General features: G+C 45.2%; 16 protein-coding genes and 1 riboswitch. Of the genes, 9 read left to right on the plus strand and 7 right to left on the minus strand.

The window, feature by feature from the left end:
- Window positions 1-39: 39 nt before the first annotated feature.
- Window positions 40-1,545, minus strand: a complete 1,506-nt coding sequence (locus L1D31_RS12050) for a hypothetical protein (RefSeq protein ID WP_239837354.1) — start codon at window positions 1,543-1,545, stop codon at window positions 40-42.
- A 141-nt stretch (window positions 1,546-1,686) separates the two neighbouring features.
- Here L1D31_RS12050 and L1D31_RS12055 point away from each other — a divergent pair, with 141 nt between their 5' ends.
- From L1D31_RS12055 to L1D31_RS12065, 3 genes are all read left to right on the plus strand, one after another.
- Window positions 1,687-2,055, plus strand: a complete 369-nt coding sequence (locus tag L1D31_RS12055; protein ID WP_053309093.1) for a hypothetical protein — start codon at window positions 1,687-1,689, stop codon at window positions 2,053-2,055.
- A 337-nt stretch (window positions 2,056-2,392) separates the two neighbouring features.
- The gene (yfbR, locus tag L1D31_RS12060) at window positions 2,393-2,830 is read left to right on the plus strand and encodes a 5'-deoxynucleotidase (protein ID WP_275666132.1); all 438 of its coding nucleotides are present in this window, start codon (window positions 2,393-2,395) and stop codon (window positions 2,828-2,830) included.
- Between the two features lie 45 nt (window positions 2,831-2,875).
- Entirely contained in the window at window positions 2,876-4,192 is a 1,317-nt protein-coding gene (locus L1D31_RS12065) for an anti-phage deoxyguanosine triphosphatase (protein ID WP_239837355.1), read from the plus strand.
- 30 nt (window positions 4,193-4,222) lie between these two features.
- Here L1D31_RS12065 and L1D31_RS12070 read toward each other — a convergent pair whose 3' ends face one another.
- Window positions 4,223-5,233: an adenosine deaminase gene (locus L1D31_RS12070; protein WP_239837356.1), complete on the minus strand. Its 1,011-nt coding sequence runs from the start codon at window positions 5,231-5,233 to the stop codon at window positions 4,223-4,225.
- Between the two features lie 82 nt (window positions 5,234-5,315).
- Window positions 5,316-5,415, minus strand: a riboswitch (purine riboswitch).
- 104 nt (window positions 5,416-5,519) lie between these two features.
- Complete coding sequence (locus tag L1D31_RS12075; RefSeq protein WP_239837357.1) at window positions 5,520-6,125, minus strand: DTW domain-containing protein; 606 nt, start codon at window positions 6,123-6,125, stop codon at window positions 5,520-5,522.
- Between the two features lie 3 nt (window positions 6,126-6,128).
- On the opposite strand from L1D31_RS12075, the gene rrtA reads away from it, so the two are divergent.
- Both rrtA and L1D31_RS12085 read left to right on the plus strand, forming a co-directional pair.
- Entirely contained in the window at window positions 6,129-6,695 is a 567-nt protein-coding gene (rrtA, locus tag L1D31_RS12080; RefSeq protein ID WP_239837358.1) for a rhombosortase, read from the plus strand.
- A gap of 101 nt (window positions 6,696-6,796) precedes the next feature.
- A complete protein-coding gene (locus tag L1D31_RS12085; protein ID WP_239837359.1) occupies window positions 6,797-8,248 on the plus strand; it encodes a DEAD/DEAH box helicase in 1,452 nt (483 codons plus the stop codon).
- A 61-nt stretch (window positions 8,249-8,309) separates the two neighbouring features.
- Here the strand turns inward: L1D31_RS12085 and sohB are convergent, their stop codons facing one another.
- Window positions 8,310-9,371 carry a protease SohB gene (sohB, locus tag L1D31_RS12090; protein ID WP_239837360.1) on the minus strand — a complete coding sequence of 354 codons (1,062 nt, stop codon included), beginning with the start codon at window positions 9,369-9,371 and terminating at the stop codon, window positions 8,310-8,312.
- An 88-nt stretch (window positions 9,372-9,459) separates the two neighbouring features.
- Here sohB and L1D31_RS12095 point away from each other — a divergent pair, with 88 nt between their 5' ends.
- A complete protein-coding gene (locus L1D31_RS12095; RefSeq protein ID WP_239837361.1) occupies window positions 9,460-10,203 on the plus strand; it encodes a YciK family oxidoreductase in 744 nt (247 codons plus the stop codon).
- A gap of 79 nt (window positions 10,204-10,282) precedes the next feature.
- Here L1D31_RS12095 and pyk read toward each other — a convergent pair whose 3' ends face one another.
- The gene (gene pyk / locus L1D31_RS12100) at window positions 10,283-11,725 is read right to left on the minus strand and encodes a pyruvate kinase (RefSeq protein WP_239837362.1); all 1,443 of its coding nucleotides are present in this window, start codon (window positions 11,723-11,725) and stop codon (window positions 10,283-10,285) included.
- A gap of 299 nt (window positions 11,726-12,024) precedes the next feature.
- On the opposite strand from pyk, the gene L1D31_RS12105 reads away from it, so the two are divergent.
- The 3 genes from L1D31_RS12105 (at window position 12,025) to L1D31_RS12115 (ending at window position 16,267) form a co-directional block, all read left to right on the plus strand.
- The gene (locus L1D31_RS12105; protein WP_239837363.1) at window positions 12,025-13,242 is read left to right on the plus strand and encodes an ROK family protein; all 1,218 of its coding nucleotides are present in this window, start codon (window positions 12,025-12,027) and stop codon (window positions 13,240-13,242) included.
- 124 nt (window positions 13,243-13,366) lie between these two features.
- The gene (locus tag L1D31_RS12110; protein WP_239837364.1) at window positions 13,367-14,314 is read left to right on the plus strand and encodes a chemotaxis protein CheV; all 948 of its coding nucleotides are present in this window, start codon (window positions 13,367-13,369) and stop codon (window positions 14,312-14,314) included.
- Window positions 14,315-14,563: 249 nt separating this feature from the next.
- Window positions 14,564-16,267 (plus strand): protein adenylyltransferase SelO family protein, encoded by a 1,704-nt coding sequence (locus L1D31_RS12115; protein ID WP_239837365.1) that lies wholly within the window; start codon window positions 14,564-14,566, stop codon window positions 16,265-16,267.
- 106 nt (window positions 16,268-16,373) lie between these two features.
- Here the strand turns inward: L1D31_RS12115 and L1D31_RS12120 are convergent, their stop codons facing one another.
- Together L1D31_RS12120 and L1D31_RS12125 are read right to left on the minus strand one after the other, a co-directional pair.
- Window positions 16,374-17,828: a metallophosphoesterase gene (locus L1D31_RS12120; protein ID WP_345772838.1), complete on the minus strand. Its 1,455-nt coding sequence runs from the start codon at window positions 17,826-17,828 to the stop codon at window positions 16,374-16,376.
- Window positions 17,829-18,018: 190 nt separating this feature from the next.
- Window positions 18,019-18,924, minus strand: a 906-nt coding sequence (locus L1D31_RS12125; RefSeq protein WP_239837367.1) for an IS5 family transposase, incomplete at its 5' end; no start/stop codon positions are given.

Genomic DNA, 18,924 nt, shown 5'->3' on the forward strand with positions numbered 1-18,924 from the left:
TAGTTTGAACCGATACCACTCTGACTAAAGTTAATTTACTTATATTCGTGGTGGTAGGGATTGTGAAACGAATTGGTAGATTAACCCTACCTTGGGGTCTTCCCCTTCTCTTAAACGCATAATCATAAGATCGCGCTCTAGTTCTTCGATATCAAAGCTAATTTTGTCTAAATTATTACCCCGAATATAGTCCAACACCTTCTTTAGATTCGGATTCGGCTGCATAGATTTAATTACTGACAGTGTTGTTGGTGGCATGTGACTGAGCACTGTGTTTTTCACCCCTCCAGAGCTACGTAATTTGGCGATAGCATACTCACTTCGTTTTCGAAGGTAGAAAGAATACAATTCAGGCACGCTTGCAAAATCAGGGGAGCCTATCTTCAAAATCTCTTCAACTGTCTGAGGATTCTGTTCCGCAAGCTTTTTGATTGCAGCAGGAATAGACGTGTCGCGTTTCCCGCTTTTGGTACCATCGCTTTCTATCTTTAGCTGGTTAAGTGCATCTTCAGCAAGAGCATTTGCAACGGCTTCAATACATAGATCCATGTCTTTACATGCAATTGGGTCCATTCCCTCGGACACCCACTCACCATGAACCTTTTGTAGTGAGTTCGGCAATGGTATCCTCATACACAGAGCAGCCACCAGTTTGTACTGTTGTGCTGTGGCAACAATTTGAATACCCGATGACTCCTTTTCATTTGCTTCCAACTTAGCAAAGGAGTTCGGAGAGAACGGACCAGAAACCTTGTCTTGCAAGTAACTATTCAACGCAGAGAAATGTGTGATTGATGCAATCTGGTTGTACTTCAAAATCTTAAGGCTTGGGGGATCGGTGTCGTTTGTACGATGTGTCAGGAACGGAGCTACCCATTCAGAGTTAGCGTGCTTAGTTAGCTGTTCAATACACACATCGAGACATTTTATTAATCTGCGTATTTTATCTGGTTGATGGAACAATATGTTTGAATAGAGCTCTGAGAGGTACCCACAGAACTCTTCACTAAAGGCAAAATCTTTTCGCGGGTAATACACTCGGAGGTCTGTTGACCAGACATCATTCTCGACCACCAGCTGACGAATGTAGCTAGGGCTCGCTTTGTGTAGATAGGCAAGCAAATAAACACATCTCAACATATCGTTGTGATGAGGCTTATCTGTATCAGTCTCTTTTCTGATTTTCAGGTACTTTTTTTTCCATCCTTGGCTATCTTTGGCAATACCAAGGATCGGGTTAAGATATCTATTCAGTGCGGACTCATTGAAGTTCTTCCAAAAACCTCTTTCTGACTCCAGATCATCAAGACATTTTAGTTCATCCAATAAACCAGAAAAGTTTAGCGATACACTAGGAACTGAGGACTTCAAGAAATCATAGTCAGAAAGTTGCTCAAAAAACTCAGGGGGTTGAGTACTTAGATAAGCCTCATACGGAAGAAGGTAACGCTCTCCATTATCAATCGATTTGTAGTTCCCAGCATGTCTCCTACGAAGAGAGTCGTTGTTCGTAATTTCTTGCTTTTCCTTGTTTGATTTTTTCACACGACCCCCTCTTATTAATTTTTTCGGCTTTTTTTAAAGCAACTAGATAGTAATCTTTCCTACGTCGATTTGAGAGCGCATAGAGGCGTTTTCGAATAGGCAATTTACTGAAATCATACAACAAAACAAGGAAACTGTTCTATGGCTAGTGAAAAAAGCAAAGTTAACAACGCTATCGAAAAAGCTGCCGATACTGTAACAGATAGTATCGAAGCGGTTATGCCAGCTACAACTAAAGCTGGTGCCGTTGTTAACCGTGTAGCGACGATGGACAAAGCGGGAGTAGATCATGAAGTGATTGCCCTTCAGATGACAAAAAACTCTGCGCGAGGAAATACGTACAAAAAAGAGGAAATTCCAACGTTGGTGAAACTCTATGAAGACTGCAAAACCCGCGTACCTTTGAGCGCGAAGTCGGCTAGGGCGATCGTTAAAGATCAGAAAAAAAACTGTTCTCAGAAAAAAGAGAAGAACTTAATCGGTAACGCCTCAGTATCATCCACTTTGTGAGATGCTCTTCAAAAAGCGGAACAAGTTGAGTGAAATCAATGCTAACTGCAAGATCAATAAAAGGCGCATAGCGCCTTTTATTATTCATTGTCCAACGCTCGTGTTGAGCCATGAGCACTGCCCGGCCTGAACAAACAGAAACTATCTGCCGAATGCATCAATATTGATATAAATACTCTACTACACCTTTTATATTTTTGGATATATGTATTCTATTTAACATGAGGAAACGACAAATGTTGCAAACCACATTAGAATACAGAAATGGTGCAACATTTGTGTGCGAGAATACAAATGTTGCATAGGTAGCTTTATGTCGAGGTTTGGTTTATCGAATATGGTTCTAACTCATTATTTAACCAGTATTCTTCACTCATTCACTAGCTTAGTCCATCAGGTGCTTAAGCGAACTAATCAGGATCTTCCCACCCCAGTTAAATATTACAACCCAGAAATAGCAAAAGAATATAAGAAGATAGAAGCCGCCGCCGAAAAGAAACTGCTGTCGATGTTACCCGAAGAGTTTCAAGAAGATTTTGCCCCTTACTTGGTCTCTCAAGCCGCCTACCCCGACGACGAAATCATCGTCAAGCAGGCCGACACTATCTGTGCCTACCTGAAATGCCTTGAAGAGCTCAGCGCTGGTAATCACGAATATGCACTGGCGAAGAAGCGCCTTGATGTCACTTTACAGGAAAGACGAACCCCAGAAATGGACTACTTCCTCACGACATTCGCTCCAAGCTTTGAATTATCTCTGGACGAGATTAGCTAGGTAATAAAGAATGGTTGGTAAAGTTATAAGAGCAAAGGTCATATTATGACGTTCAAAATCAGCTCCTTATGGGATGAGCGCCACGATGACGAACATAAGATCCGTCGCGACGATCACCGAAGTCCTTATCAACGCGACCGAGCGAGAATTCTTCATTCGGCAGCGTTTAGACGTTTGCAGGCAAAAACTCAGGTTCATGGCAACAGTTTCGACGATTTTCACCGCACTCGGCTTACTCACTCTCTCGAAGCCGCCCAGTTAGGAACGGGAATCGTTGCGCAGATAAAGAAGAAACAGCCAAAATTTCGCGACCTTTTGCCGAGTGATAGCTTAATTGACTCACTTTGCTTAGCCCACGACATCGGTCACCCACCATATGGGCATGGCGGCGAAGTCGCCCTGAACTATATGATGCGAGAGCACGGCGGCTTTGAAGGCAATGCGCAAACATTCCGCATTGTCACCAAGCTCGAGCCTTATACTGAGAATTTTGGCATGAACCTCGTGCGGCGGACATTACTTGGTTTGATCAAATACCCCGCTCTTATCAGTCAAACTCACGCAGATGTCGCTCCAGACAGCGTCTCTCATCAGCGCCAACTCAAAGCAAAGGAATGGTCACCCGCCAAGGGGTTATATGACTGTGACCAGTCTCTCTTTGACTGGGTACTTGCCCCGCTGAGTGAAACCGATAAGCAACGGTTCAGCCAAATGCGTGATGAAAACGTAATGCCGCATCAACACAAGAAAACTCGCTTTAAATCCATTGATTGCTCCATCATGGAACTGGCTGATGACATTGCCTATGGTGTGCATGATCTTGAAGATGCAGTCGTGCTTGGCATGGTGACAAGACACCAGTGGATAGAAGGCGCGGCGAGTTTGCTTTCGGAGAGTGGTGAGCCTTGGCTTGAAGCCCATATCGACTCCATTACAGAGATGCTATTTTCCGGTACTCACCACCAGCGTAAAGACGCCATTGGTGGTATGGTGAACGCATTACTCACCAGTATTTCCATAAAGCCTGTTGACGCGCCTTTCGAAAGTGAACTGCTGGCATTTAATGCTTATTTAGAACCTGAAATGGCACAAGCACTCGAGATACTTAAGCGCTTTGTCAGTAAGTATGTGATTCAGGTGCCTCATGTTCAAGTTGTCGAGTACAAGGGGCAACAGATCATTATGGATATCTTTGAAGCCCTGAGTGCCGATCCTGAGCGATTACTGCCAACGCCGATTCGCCATCAATGGCAACAAATGAGCTGTGAAAGTGAAGGCTATCGTGTGATTGCGGACTATATTTCATCGATGACTGACGGCCATGCTCAGAGACTGCACCAGCAGCTGTTCTCATCTCATTAACATAAAGCGGAGCTTATGCTCCGCTTGCTTTTAACACCTATCAACAAATTCATCGAGTCGGCTTGTTAACCGTTGCTTTTCACTGTCACTGATAAAGCTCGCTTCAATCGCATTACGACTAAATTGCACCAACTCTTCTTGCGTCAACATATGGCTGTCTGCAACTGCAAGAAAGTTGTCGGTCATATAGCCACCAAAATAGGCCGGGTCATCTGAGCTGATCGTCACACACAGCCCTTGCCTCAATAAATCGACAACATTGTGTTGCTTCATCTCCTCAAATACTTTGAGCTTAATGTTGGACAGTGGGCAAACCGTCAGCGGCATACGCGACTGAGCCAGTGACACCACCAAATTGGGATCATCAGCGCAGCGTACGCCATGGTCAATGCGCGACACTTTCAGTAATTCAAGGCTGTTGTAAATATTGGCAACAGGCCCCTCCTCTCCTGCGTGTGCGACCGTGAGAAAACCAGCCTCGAGTGCTTTGGCAAAAACACGAGCAAACTTCTCTGGTGGGTGACCCACTTCCGATGAATCCAGACCCACACCAATGATTTTATCTTTGTGTGCCAATGCTTGTTCAAAGGTGACAAAGGCACTATCTTCATCCAGATGACGTAAAAAACACATGATGACTCGACTACTGATACCCAATTGCGTCTTCGCATCTTGCAGAGCGCGGTGAATACCGTTGATCACGGTGTCAAACGCAATACCACGCTCAGTATGAGTTTGTGGGTCGAAGAAGATCTCGGTATGAATGACATTGTCAGCCTGACAGCGCAACAAATAAGCCCAAGTTAAATCGTAAAAATCCTGTTCATGAATCAACACGTTGGCACCTTGATAGTAGATATCAAGGAATGACTGCAGGTTAGTAAACTCATACGCGGCTTTGACCTCTTCAGGCGTGGTAAATGGCAGCGCGATTTGATTGCGTAATGCGAGTTCAAACATCATCTCAGGCTCAAGTGAACCTTCAATATGCAGATGCAACTCAACTTTTGGTAACTGACGAATAAATTCTGTTTGGTTCACGCTTGTCTCCCCATTCAATTCGATTGGTATTCAACAAACGCTTTTCTCTTGTGAAGATAATCAGGCATACAAAGAGAAAAGCGCAATGCACTTCACTCTTCGTAATCTGAAATTTGCGGTTTCAGGTAGAGACTCCCACACCCTATCAGTGGGATTATACGAAGCATCGGTTATGACGTAATAGTCATAACTAAACGATTGCGCGTTATCATATTCTGACAAAGATTCACTGTACAACGCTGCGCTTGAAAATAATTTTAGACCTCAAATGGCGAGTTTGCGTTTATTACCGGTAATTTTTTTCAAACACACCGGGCGGCATCTGCTTGATTTGAAAGTCAATCATGTGATTGAACGTATCAAGTAATGGGGTGAAGTCTTGCTCTGGTTGTAGCAAAGTCAGGATATGGTAGCCAGCCTCTACTGTAGATAAACTATTGTCACTTGGCGCTTTGCGAATACGGTAATTCCCCTGTAGGTTCTCCGGTAAATGTACTAAAGGTAATGCCTGTAAATTCTCAGACAATTGCCACATTTTGTACGCTTTTTTCCACGTGCCATCGAGCAAAATAATCCGTACTTTTTCTTCACTGAAGACGGCTTTAGCCACCTCGTCATGACTGACAGACACTTCTCCTGGATAAAGCACAAAATGTTGATAGCTTTCCTCAGCCAACAGCTGATTCAGCTCATTATGCTGAGTAAAATTTTCACCCTCAAACAGGTAACTATTTTCAAGTGAGAGCTTGAGAATACGCGCTGTGCCCGTGGGCCTGTTTGTTTCTGTCGGATGCTGTAAGATGACCAACTCAACATTCGATGTTAGGCTTTGTATCCACTCACAAATACAAGCTTTGAGTGACTTACCACATTGAAAACAATATCGGGACATAGTGTGCGTTTACTTCTTCTGTTAATTGCTATCAGCTTAGTCTGCCTAGGCGTGCAGTTCGAGCCTTTAGCCAGCCTGACATACTGGCATCATCAACTTATTTCTGAAGGCCAGTGGTGGCGAATCCTAACAGGAAATTTCACCCACACCAACTTTGCTCATTTAGGCATGAATCTGGCTGGCTTGTGGGTTATCACTTACCTGTTTAAGCCAAGAGCGACTTCTCTGCTCTGTGTATTGTTCGTGATTAGCTTATCCGTGGGTGTACTCAACCTGACAACAAGCATGACTAGCTATGTTGGTCTTTCTGGTGTGCTGCATGGCATCTTTGCCTATTATGCGCTTCAGGAATCCTTACAAGGTCGTAAAGGTAGCTGGTTACTTGTCATTGGCGTATTAGCTAAAGTGGGCTGGGAAATGACCATGGGCGCCTCGCAATCGACCAGCGAGTTAATCGATGCCCGTGTAGCCGTGGAGTCTCATCTGTTTGGCGCATTGGCAGGTCTTGCGCTTGCTTTTGTCACGACTAAGCTAAACTTTCAGACAAGACTTAACCGCTCTCAGCGATAATTTCTATTGATGTTCCTGACCAAAGGGCTCAGAATGGCGCCCTTTTGCTGGTGGTCGATTGCCGCCAGAGCACTTATCTCACCTTAAACAGAGAACAATTTATGGGTTTTACCGCTTTAGGCCTTTCTGCCCCGCTCCTCAAAGCCATCGATGATCAGGGTTATGACAAACCATCTCCAATTCAGGAGCAAGCCATTCCTGCAGTGTTAGCAGGTAAAGATGTCATGGCAGCGGCTCAGACAGGTACGGGTAAAACCGCAGGCTTCACATTACCGATTCTAGAACGATTAGATAATGGCACCCGAGTCAAAGGCAACCATGTGAGAGCACTGGTGCTGACACCGACCCGTGAATTGGCAGCTCAGGTTCAGGAAAACGTATTTAAGTACAGTCGCTATCAACGTCTGACGTCGAATGTAGTATTCGGCGGCGTCAAAATTAATCCACAAATGATGAAGCTGCGTAAAGGCACAGACGTGCTTGTCGCAACTCCGGGTCGATTGCTCGATTTATACCAACAGAATGCAATTAACTTCTCCCAGCTGGAAGTTTTAGTGCTGGATGAAGCAGATCGCATGTTGGATATGGGCTTTATTCGCGATATCCGTAAAATTCTCGCACTGCTTCCAGAGAAGCGCCAAAACCTACTGTTCTCTGCAACTTTTTCTGCTGAGATTCGCGAACTAGCCAAAGGTCTAGTCAATGATCCGGTCGAAGTCTCTGTTAACCCTGAGAACTCCACTGCGGTTACCATTGAACAATCTATCTACCCAGCGGATAAGCGTAAAAAAGCACCAATGCTGGTGAAGCTCATCAAAGATGGTGATTGGAGACAAGTTCTGGTCTTCAGCCGTACCAAACACGGAGCTAACCGACTTTCTCATTACCTTAATGATCAAGGTATTACGGCGGCACCTATTCACGGTAACAAAAGCCAAGGTGCGCGCACCAAGGCACTGGCTGATTTTAAATCCGGAGAAGTGCGCGTATTAGTTGCTACAGATATTGCCGCACGTGGTATCGACATTCCTCAACTGCCTCAGGTCGTCAACTTCGAACTGCCTCACGTAGCAGAAGACTACGTCCACAGAATTGGCCGTACTGGCCGCGCGGGTGAAGTCGGCAAAGCGATCTCTTTAGTTGAAGCTGCAGAAGCCAGTGAACTATTTGGTATTGAACGACTCATCCAGCAAGTATTACCTCGTTTGGAGCTGGAAGGTTATAAGCCCGTCAATGTGCTGCCGGAATCTAAGTTGGACACTCGCCCAATCAAACCTAAGAAACCGAAAAAGCCTAAGAAGCCAAAAGTCGACCATGCCGATGGTCAGCGCTCAGGTGACAATGCTCGTGGCCATAAGCCTGCGGGGAAAAACAAGCGTCATTTTGGCCATAACAAACCCAATGGTGATGGCTCCAAGAGTAATAATGGTGGTAAACGTCAGGATGGCAGCTCTGGTACTAGCAAAGCCTCTAACAATGCTGGCAATAATGGACAGAAACGTCGTAGACCAGCGAACCGCAAGCCAAACCATTCGCAACCTAAAGCACAGTAACCAAATACACAAAGCCCCTCAGTTGAGGGGCTTTTCATTTAACTAAACAAAAGAAGTCAGCTTACACGATAGGACGCTGACCACGATCAATCAGCTTCATCAGTACGTTATCAGCCGCTTCACCCGCCAGACCTGCCAGCTTAGATGTCAGCTTTTTCTTCTCTACGTAGTGAATCGCTAAGACTGTTTTATCTTTGCACGCTTCCACAACCAGATCATCAGAGGTTTTGATTTCATCAACCAGGCCCAGTGAATGCGCCTGAGTGCCAAACCAGTGTTCACCAGTGGCCACTTTATCAAGTTCAAGTTCAGGACGACGCTCACGAATAAAGTCTTTAAACAGGCCATGTGTTTCTTCGAGCTCTTGTTTGAACTTATCACGCGCTTTATCGGTGTTCTCGCCAAACATGGTCAAGGTACGCTTGTATTCACCCGCTGTGAGCTGTTCATACTCGATATCGTACTTTTTGAGCACTTTATTGAAGTTAGGTAGCTGGGCAATCACACCGATGGAGCCTACGATTGCAAATGGTGCTGAAACAATCTTGTCAGCAATACATGCCATCATGTAACCGCCACTGGCAGCCACTTTATCTACCGCAATCGTCAGTGGCAGCTTAGACGCCTTAATACGATCAAGTTGAGACGATGCCAAACCGTAGCCATGCACCATACCGCCACCAGACTCTAGGCGCAGTAGTACTTCATCCCCTTCACGAGCTACTGCGAGAATTGCAGTCACTTCTTCACGTAGTGACGCGACTTCTTTGGCGTCAATGCTGCCTTTGAAATCCAGAACAAATAGGTGAGGCTCACGCTTGCTGTCCAAATCACCGTCTTTTGAGGCTTGCTTGATTTCTTTCTCACGTGTCTTGGTTTTTTCTTTTTCTTGCTTCTTCTCAGCTTTATCACGCGCTTTAATAAACGCTGAATCATGCAGGTGATGCTCAAGCTGCTCAACAGTGTTTTTATGCTGATCCGTTAAGTTGGTGATCTCCAACTCACCCTTTGCAGCACCACTTTTTCCACCTACGGCTTTGGCAATAATAAGAATCGCACTCACTGCGACTACAACAGTCACAATCTTGGCTAAAAACAGCCCGTAGTCCAACAAAAATTCCAATGTTATATCCCCTAATATGCGAATTAGTGTATTGTAACCACCATCTTACGGATTCATAAAGCAGAACATTACAATAAGGATGCATGTCGTGGATTATTCCGTTTCCTCAGATGCTTTAAAAGACAAAGTCATTCTCGTCACTGGTGCCGGTGACGGCATCGGTAAGCAAGCCGCTCTTTCTTACGCTCAGCACGGTGCTACGGTCATTTTGTTAGGTCGTACAGTGAAGAAGCTTGAGCAAACCTACGATGAAATTGAAGCTGCTGGCTACCCTCAACCGGCGATCATTCCTCTGGATATGAAAGGCGCAAGCAAGCAAAACTATCTTGATATGGCCGATACCATTGGTAGTCAATTTGGTCGGCTTGATGGTGTGTTACACAACGCCAGTCAACTGGGTGTACTGAGCCCATTTGATCAGATTGGCGAAGACACATATGACGATATCATGCAGGTTAATGTTAAAGCACAATTCCTAATGACTCAGGCGATTTTGCCCCTGCTACACAAGTCACAAGATGCGAGTGTCATATTCACTTCATCCACGGTAGGCCATGCTGGGCGCGCTTTTTGGGGCACTTACGCGATATCTAAGTTCGCAACGGAAGGCATGATGCAGATTCTAGCAGATGAGTTGAGCGATACACACATTCGTGTCAATGCGATTAATCCAGGCGGTACACGCACTTCCATGCGCGCGAAGGCTTACCCAGCAGAAGACGCTGAGTTGCTGAAAACGCCACTGGATATCATGCCGCTTTATCTTCACCTGATGTCGAACGAAAGCAAAGACGTGCGTGGTCAGTGTATTGATGCTCAGCCGAAGAAGTAGATAATCATTCTCTAATACAAAAACGCCTTGTGTTTCCACAAGGCGTTTTTTATCCCATCAATTCACTCTGTCTGCAATTTTAGACAGAAAGTATTCGCATGCAGTTAGTCGAACCAACCACATCCATGACATCCCCTTGAGTGATGATCACTAGATCACCATCGTGCAGCAGACCTTTTGCTTTCAAACAGCCGACTGCTGATACGGCCATGGGTAAACCTGAATCGCCTTTGGAGTCAAAGTAAACAGGCGTGACCCCGCGATACAGTGCAGTGTGATTCAAGGTACTTTCATTGCGTGATAGAGCAAAGATTGGCAAGCCTGAACTGAGCCGAGACATCATCAGTGCCGTCCGGCCTGACTCCGTCAGAGTCACAATACCTTTGATGCCTTCCATGTGGTTTGCAGCAAACATGGTCGACATCGCAATAGTTTCTTCACTCCCTTTAAATACGGAGTCCATACGGTAGCTAGAGCGGTTAATTGCCGACATTTTCTCAGCGCCCAAACATACTTCAGCCATTGAACGCACAGTTTCGAGTGGATATTTCCCTGCAGCCGTCTCACCAGACAACATTACTGCATCAGTACCATCCAAAACCGCATTCGCCACATCCATGACTTCTGCACGAGTAGGCATAGGGTTTTCGATCATCGACTCCATCATTTGAGTGGCAGTAATAACGGTACGGTTGAGACTTCTCGCGCGGCGAATCAATTGTTTTTGGACACCGATGAGTTCTGGATCACCAATTTCTACCCCTAAGTCACCACGTGCAACCATGACAGCGTCTGATGCCAATATGATATCGTCGATGTTCTCTTCGCTTTCAACCGTTTCTGCACGTTCTACTTTCGCGACGAGTTTCGCTTCTAGCCCCGCATCTCTTGCCAAGCGGCGAGCGTATTTCATATCTTCACCATTGCGAGGAAATGAAACGGCTAGGTAATCCACTTTAATTTGCGCAGCAATCTTGATGTCATTTTTATCCTTTTCAGTTAGGGCATCCGCTGACAAGCCCCCCCCTTTCTTGTTGATCCCTTTATTGTTGGAAAGTGAACCACCAATAAGGACTTTCGTAATGACTTGATTACCTGATACCTTGGTCACTTGTAGCTGCACACGACCATCGTCCAGAAGTAAGATATCACCTGTTGAGACATCTTGTGGCAGCTCCTTATAATCAAGCCCCACCGCATTTTGATCACCTTGCCCCTGTGCGAGATCGCTATCGAGGATAAAGGTATCACCAACAGTCAAATGAATCTTATTGTCTTTGAATGTTGATACCCGAATTTTGGGCCCTTGAAGATCGCCCAGAATAGCGACATGAGTCCCCAGTTGAGCTGCGATATTACGTACTCGGGTGGCGCGCTGAATATGATCATCTGCAGTACCGTGTGAGAAATTCATTCTGACAACATTGGCGCCAGCCTGAATGATCGCTTCGAGAATCCCTTCTTTGTCCGTCGATGGACCTAACGTAGTGACGATTTTTGTTCTTCTTTGTATAGCTGTCATGATGATTTCCTTGATCAAACCGTGGATCCGTAAGTCATTAATGAAAAAATAGAGACCCTAATTGAGTATATGCAAAATACTGACTTATGAGAGATTTAGGGGTAATTTATCTCGCTAGAAAGACATATTTATTAATGCAAAAAAATGCAGAGTTAAATGTGATATCTGTTTTGCAATTTGATTGAACGCCCAAAGAATCATGTTTATCCGTGATGCTTGTCACGGCAATCTATCAAAGCTCTTCACAATTACTTCGCAAAGTAAAAAAATTGCTCAGTTGTTGATATTCGGAGCACCCTATGTACATGGCTCAACCAGGTCATATTGATCATATCAAGCAGGTCAATGCTGGCCGTGTATATAAACTCATTGATCAGAAAGGCCCTATTTCTCGGATTGACTTGTCAAAAGAGAGTGAGCTTGCCCCTGCAAGTATTACCAAAATTACTCGAGAGCTGATTGATGCTCACCTTATCCATGAAACCACCGTTCAGGAAGCAACCAGCCGTGGACGCCCAGCTGTTGGCTTACAGGTGAATAATGAGGGTTGGCAGTTTCTCTCGATGCGCCTTGGGCGCGGCTATTTGACAATCGCATTGCACGAGTTGGGTGGTGATGTTCTGATTGACACTAAAATCGACATTCATGAAATTGATCAAGATGACGTCTTAGCTCGCTTACTCCATGAAATAGAAGAGTTTTTCCAGACTTATTCTGAGCAACTAGATCGTGTCACCAGTATTGCACTCACCTTACCTGGCTTGGTCAATTCAGAAAAAGGCATTGTCTTACAGATGCCACATTATAATGTTGAGAACCTTTCTCTCGGCCCCGAAATTTACAAAGCAACGGGATTACCTGTTTTCATTGCCAATGACACTCGCGCTTGGGCATTGGCGGAGAAACTGTTTGGTCATTCTCAGGAAAACGAAAACTCGGTACTGATTTCTATCCACCATGGTCTTGGTGCTGGTATTGTCCTTGATGGCCGTGTACTTCAAGGGCGTCACGGTAACATTGGTGAACTTGGTCATATTCAAATCGACCCGAATGGTAAACTTTGTCATTGTGGTAATCGTGGCTGTCTGGAAACGGTCGCAAGTTCTCAGGCTATCCGGAGTGAGGTATCAGAGCGATTAGCCAACGGCGAAGCATCAATTTTAACGGAAATCGAGGAACTGACCGTTGAAGACATTTGTGAAGCCGCCGCCAACGGTGACTCTCTTGCAGTCGATGCAGTTGAAAAACTAGGCCGTTACTTAGGCTCTGCTATCGCCATTGTCATTAACTTGTTTAACCCTGAAAAAATCCTCATTGGTGGAGCCATCAACCAGGCGAAAGCGGTCCTTTACCCAGCCATTCAAAATTGCATCAAGGAACAAAGCTTACCTGTGTATCATCAGGACCTTGAAGTGGTCGAATCTCGTTTCTATAAACAGGCAACCATGCCCGGTGCAGCCTTGATAAAGCAGGCACTTTATGACGGTTTATTATTGATGAAAGTGATAGAAGGCTAAGCTCCTAGCTAAGAAGCTTTATCTTTTATGTAAACCCATATAACCTTCAAGTTGTATGGGTTTATTTTTGTTTAGCCTGGCTTTAGGCTATTTTTGATATATTACAAAGTAGTTGAGAGATCGTATGTCCGGAGTTTTAAATAGCGTTGATCAGCGAACGAATCTTGTTGGTGAAAACCGATTGGAATTGTTGCTGTTCAGTCTTAACAGCCGTCAGCTCTTTGCGATCAACGTATTCAAAGTTCGCGAGGTGATCAAAGTCCCACCTCTCACTAAAATGCCAGGATCACATCACAACATTACTGGTGTCGCTTCTCTACGCGGTGTCTCAGTTCCTGTTATTGATTTACGAAGTGCGATTGGCTTCCCGCCATCTCGACAAGAAGATCAAGAACAGAACCTGATCATTACTGAGTATAACCGTACCGTTCAAGGCTTCTTGGTTGGTCAGGTGCGCAATATCGTCAACACTGCTTGGACGGAAATCCAGCCCCCACCCAAAACAGCAGGACGTGCGAATTATTTAACCGCCATCACTCACACCAAAGATAATGACCAACACCAAATTGTTGAGATCATTGATGTAGAGAAAGTGTTGGCTGAAATTATCGACTACGATGTATCCATCTCTGAAGGCGTATTGGACGAAGAATTGGCCGCTCAGATGGTCGGTCGTAATGTTCTGATTGTTGACGACTCCTCCACCGCTCGAGCTCAAGTCAAAGGAACCTTATCTCAGCTTGGCCTGAATATTCTTGAATGTCGTGACGGCCTTGAAGCTCTTCATTTAATTAAAGGGTGGAGTGAAGAGGGTAAAGATGTTCCTCGTGAATTACTGCTAATGATCACGGATGCCGAAATGCCAGAAATGGATGGGTATAAGCTGACTCACGAGATTCGCAGTGATCCGAAATTGAAAGATCTGTACATCACACTCAATACGTCGCTAAGTGGTAGCTTCAATGAAGCAATGGTGAAAAAAGTAGGCTGTGACCGGTTTATTTCTAAATTCCAGCCTGATTTGCTGGTAGAAGTCGCCCAAGATCGGTTACGTGACATTTTAACCAGATAACGCTCCCTCTATTTAAGTTATAGATTTGGCTCATTAGTTAATACTATGGGCCTGAATATCGCGTTATCACTAGCGTTTCCAAGCCTGACCCGGCCTGTATCCAAGTGCGTATACCACTTCCCCCCTGAAAACAATAAATGTTACCGCTCAGCTCAAATAACATTCCCCCTTACAGCACAATGATGCCTTTTAGTCTTAACCAACGTATCATTGTGGTAGATGACACCTACATTCGGGATGATAAACACCATGAGTCAACAAGAAAGGACTGGCTGCCCTGCGGCTATTGATAATCTAAGCCATTTTGCTCAAGCCTCGGACTACTCTTTACTCGATACGCTTCTTCCCGATCCTGACGCAACAGAAAACGGCGAAGATCATTTTCCAAGGCAGGTCTTTTCAGGTCATTATGTTCCCGTAAAACCAACTCCCATTACTGACCCTGTCTACGTTAGTCATAGCCAAGCGTTTTTTAAACAACTGGGATTAGATGATACTCTTGCCCATAGCGAGGAGTTTAAACGCCTGTTTTCTGGCGATGTCAGCTGTGTCCCAGCTCCTATGCGCAATATCGGCTGGGCGACAGGCTATGCTTTATCGATCTTCGGGAATGAATATACCGACCAGTGCCCATTTCGAACAGGCAATGGCTATGGTGATGGACGGGCGATTTCTGTGTTTGAAGGTGTGCTCAACCACCAACGCTGGGAAATGCAGTTAAAAGGTGGTGGGCCCACTCCATACTGCCGCGGTGCAGATGGCCGTGCCGTGCTGCGATCCAGTGTCCGAGAGTTTCTCGCTCAGGAGCATATGCATGCTCTCGGCATTGCCTCATCTCGCTCTTTAAGCTTATTTGTCTCTCAGTCTGATACCGTTGATCGCCCTTGGTACCGAGAAGGCTCCCGCTCACAAGATCCCGACATCATGGTATCGAACCCTGTAGCGATTACCACACGTGTTGCACCTTCATTCTTACGGGTTGGCCAACTTGAACTCTTTGGACGAAGAGCACGAAGCCAAGCTCATCCGAATGCATTAAAAGAGCTGGAGATGATGGTTTTACATATGATCGAGCGAGAGTATAACGATCAGATCGATGCCACGCTTCCTCTAATGGATAAAGTACTGAAACTGGCAATGGCATTTCGCGACAGGCTGGGTCTGCTAGTCACTCACTGGCTACGTGTGGGATATTGCCAAGGTAACTTCAATAGTGACAATTGCTCTATAGGTGGCTTCACCTTGGACTATGGCCCTTTCGGATTTTGCGAACGCTTTGAGCCCTACTTCCAACCATGGACAGGAGGTGGTCGTCATTTTGCCTTCTTTAACCAGCCATTAGCTGCGGAAAAAAACTTTGAATCTTTCTGTAGCGCAATAGAACCTCTGTTAGAGTCTTCCCCAGAGCTCATCGATCAATTGGATGAGATCCGCCAAGATTTCTCTTCACTGATGCAAGACAACATCACTCAAATGTGGGCAGACAAATTAGGGCTCGACACGTTTGACGCTGAGTTGTTTCATTCCCTAATGACTCTGATGATGAAGACTCATGTCGATTACACTATATTTTTCCGTGAGCTTTCAAAAATTCCACAAGAAGTCTCTGAAATCGCCAAGAGCTTTTACGCAGAGCCTGATGAGACGTTAGAAAACGAGTGGAATGAGTGGTTGACATCATGGAGTGAGTTACTCAATCTTGAAAAAGGTATCGAGGTTATCTCTCGTGACATGAAGCAAGTGAACCCTAAATACACTTGGCGCGAATGGCTTATTGTCCCCGCTTATGAGCAAGCTAGACAGGGAAATTTTGCGCTTATCCATGAGTTACAAGAGATATTAGCGGATCCGTATGGTGAGCAATCCAAAGAGGTCGAAGAGAAATACTACAAGCTAAGACCGTTAGAGTATTTCTCAGCAGGTGGTATCTCTCATTATAGCTGCTCTTCATAATCCGAAGTGGAAGCTTGACTGGATACGTCTATCTGTTAAATGAACAGCGTGAACTAAGTAACGGTGACATACTCATGAGTATGTCACCGTATGATTGAATAATACGTTAAGGCTGAAGGTTGACTTCAAAAGTCCCAGCTTCACTCCAGTCAGACCAGTTCAAATCAGCGCTGCGAACACGTACTTTCCAGTGCCATCTATCACCATCTTGAATGTCGAACTGTGGCGCTTGGTTGCCCTGACCTAAGAATCGATCGTATGCGCTGGTATGAGTCACTTTTTCACGACGAACATCACCCGCTTCAACTAAAGTGTCTTCATCAGAATCGGTTTTGCTCATAATCTCATGTTTTAGAGTGTAAATATGGTCACTCCATTTATAAGCTTCATCACCACCGATATAAAACTTATTAATAAAATTAGTCAGATCTAATTTTGTAAGGTCCACTCCTTCTTGACTATCCACTAGATCCCCTTCACGCCACGTTGGATCCACTTCATCACCCGGGTCTTCCCCCTCTTTCGGCTGAGGCATCACATTGTGCTTACGTGTATGGTTGCCCCATAAGTCATAGACATCGCCTTCAAACTCAGCGTCTTTCGATAGCTGCCACTGCACTTCATAAATCGAATCAGGATCACTATGGCTTATTTCAAGCATGATATCCTTGGTGTCCACTTCTCCATTCGGTGAGACAATTTGTGGAGCAGGAAGCACTGTCTTGCCTGGCGTCACTGTCACTTCATCTGTCATTTCAAATCCATCTTGAAGTGAGCCGTAACCACCGACTTTACTTGCCACCGTTGCAGAGTATCGCTTCATATTGACACTCTCACTACCATTGGCATTAAAGGTCAGGATATTAAAACCAAATTCACTTCTGCTGATCGCAAATGTATTGTAATCCTGTACATCATATAGCATATGAATGTCATGAATCGGCTCTCGATAGCCTTGCGAGGTTGATGCATTAACCCAAAGGTGATTGGTGTCCATCGACTGCCCACGGGAATAAGCATGAGTATGGCCGAAAAAATGCCCAGAGATATGCCCCGTCGCTTTTGAATAGTTTTCTGTTTCCGCAACTAACTCACAGGAACCTAAGCTCTCACCTGTGATCCACAGCTCAGACAAGCACGGATGATGGAACATAGAAAATACATACTTTATATCTTCATTATTTTGCGTTGTATTGAGTTTGTCTTTCAACCATTGACGCTGGGTTCTCATGACGTCTCTTTGAAAATTCGAATGATCATGAGAGATGGGGAAGCTGTCTAAACCTATAATGCGTAAACGCCCTAAATCAATCGAATACCAAGTCTCTTCGTACCCTTCAACACCATTGGTCGGCTTTTCGAAGAAATGCTTGTATATCCCTAAGTTTGAACCGTCATAGTAGTCATGGTTTCCTGGGACCGTAATTAAAGGGACATAAGGAGTAATATTCTTCATTAGTTCAAAGAACTCGTGACGCCAATGCTCCATAACGTTACCTGTAGAGACGACATCCCCCGCAATAGTAATTGCTGATATATTATCTGGGCGTTGTTGATCAATTCAGCCTTGGGAGCGATGAAACCCGCTGAGCTGCTGCCTATTAGCTCAGTCTCTGACGAACAGGCATGCCAAGGCTAGTGAGTTTGTTCAACGCCTTTACGTTAGCCAATATTTCACCTACTTGTCCATTGTANGGCGTTGTTGATCAATTCAGCCTTGGGAGCGATGAAACCCGCTGAGCTGCTGCCTATTAGCTCAGTCTCTGACGAACAGGCATGCCAAGGCTAGTGAGTTTGTTCAACGCCTTTACGTTAGCCAATATTTCACCTACTTGTCCATTGTATTTTCTCAATGTCACTTTCCCACTGAGCAGTTGCTTATAACGATACATCGCAGTCTCAGCCAACGAACGCTGGTAATAACAGCTGTCCGTTTTCCATTGCTCCAGTTTGTCTGATTGCTGGGCGATAACAGCTTCGTTTCTTGGGTGCCCGTCGTCCCAGAGAGCAGCATTCTTTCGTGGAGGAATCACCGCTTTCGCTCCCTTTTTGCCTATCACTTCATAGCAGCCACGAGTGTCATAGGCACCATCTGCCGAAACCTGTTCTATTCTCCTGCGCAAAGGATTTAAGAGAGCAGGCAGTACCTCGCTATCATGGACGCTATCCAGCGAAACTACAGCAGAGACAATATCGTGGCTATCTGCATCYACAGCAAAGTGAACCTTGCGCCATGTGCGTCGGCCTTCGCGGCCATGCTTGCGAACCTTCCATTCCCCTTCGCCAAAGACTTTAACACCAGTTGCGTCAATGACGAGGTGAGCAACTGAGCCTTTAGGAGGCTGACGATAGTTCACCTCTACTGTTCGTGCTCGTTTACTTATGCTGGTGTAATTCGGTGAACGCAGACCTACATCCATTAGACTAAACAGCGAATCAATAAAGCCCTGTAGAGCACGGAGTGGCAGGTTGAAAATCCCTTTCAGCATAAGGGCAGTCTCTATCGCGGAATCGCTGAACTCATTGCTTCTACCTCTGCGTCCAGACGGAGTATCACAGTACCAATTGGCGATTGCGTCGTCATCCATCCAGAAAGTCAACGAACCTCGGTTTACGAGCGCTTGGTTGTATTCTTTCCAGTTGGTGATTTTTCTCTT

It is taken from the genome of Vibrio sp. Isolate23 (genome assembly GCF_022398095.1).
In the GTDB taxonomy this organism is placed as follows: Bacteria; Pseudomonadota; Gammaproteobacteria; order Enterobacterales; family Vibrionaceae; genus Vibrio; species Vibrio coralliilyticus_A.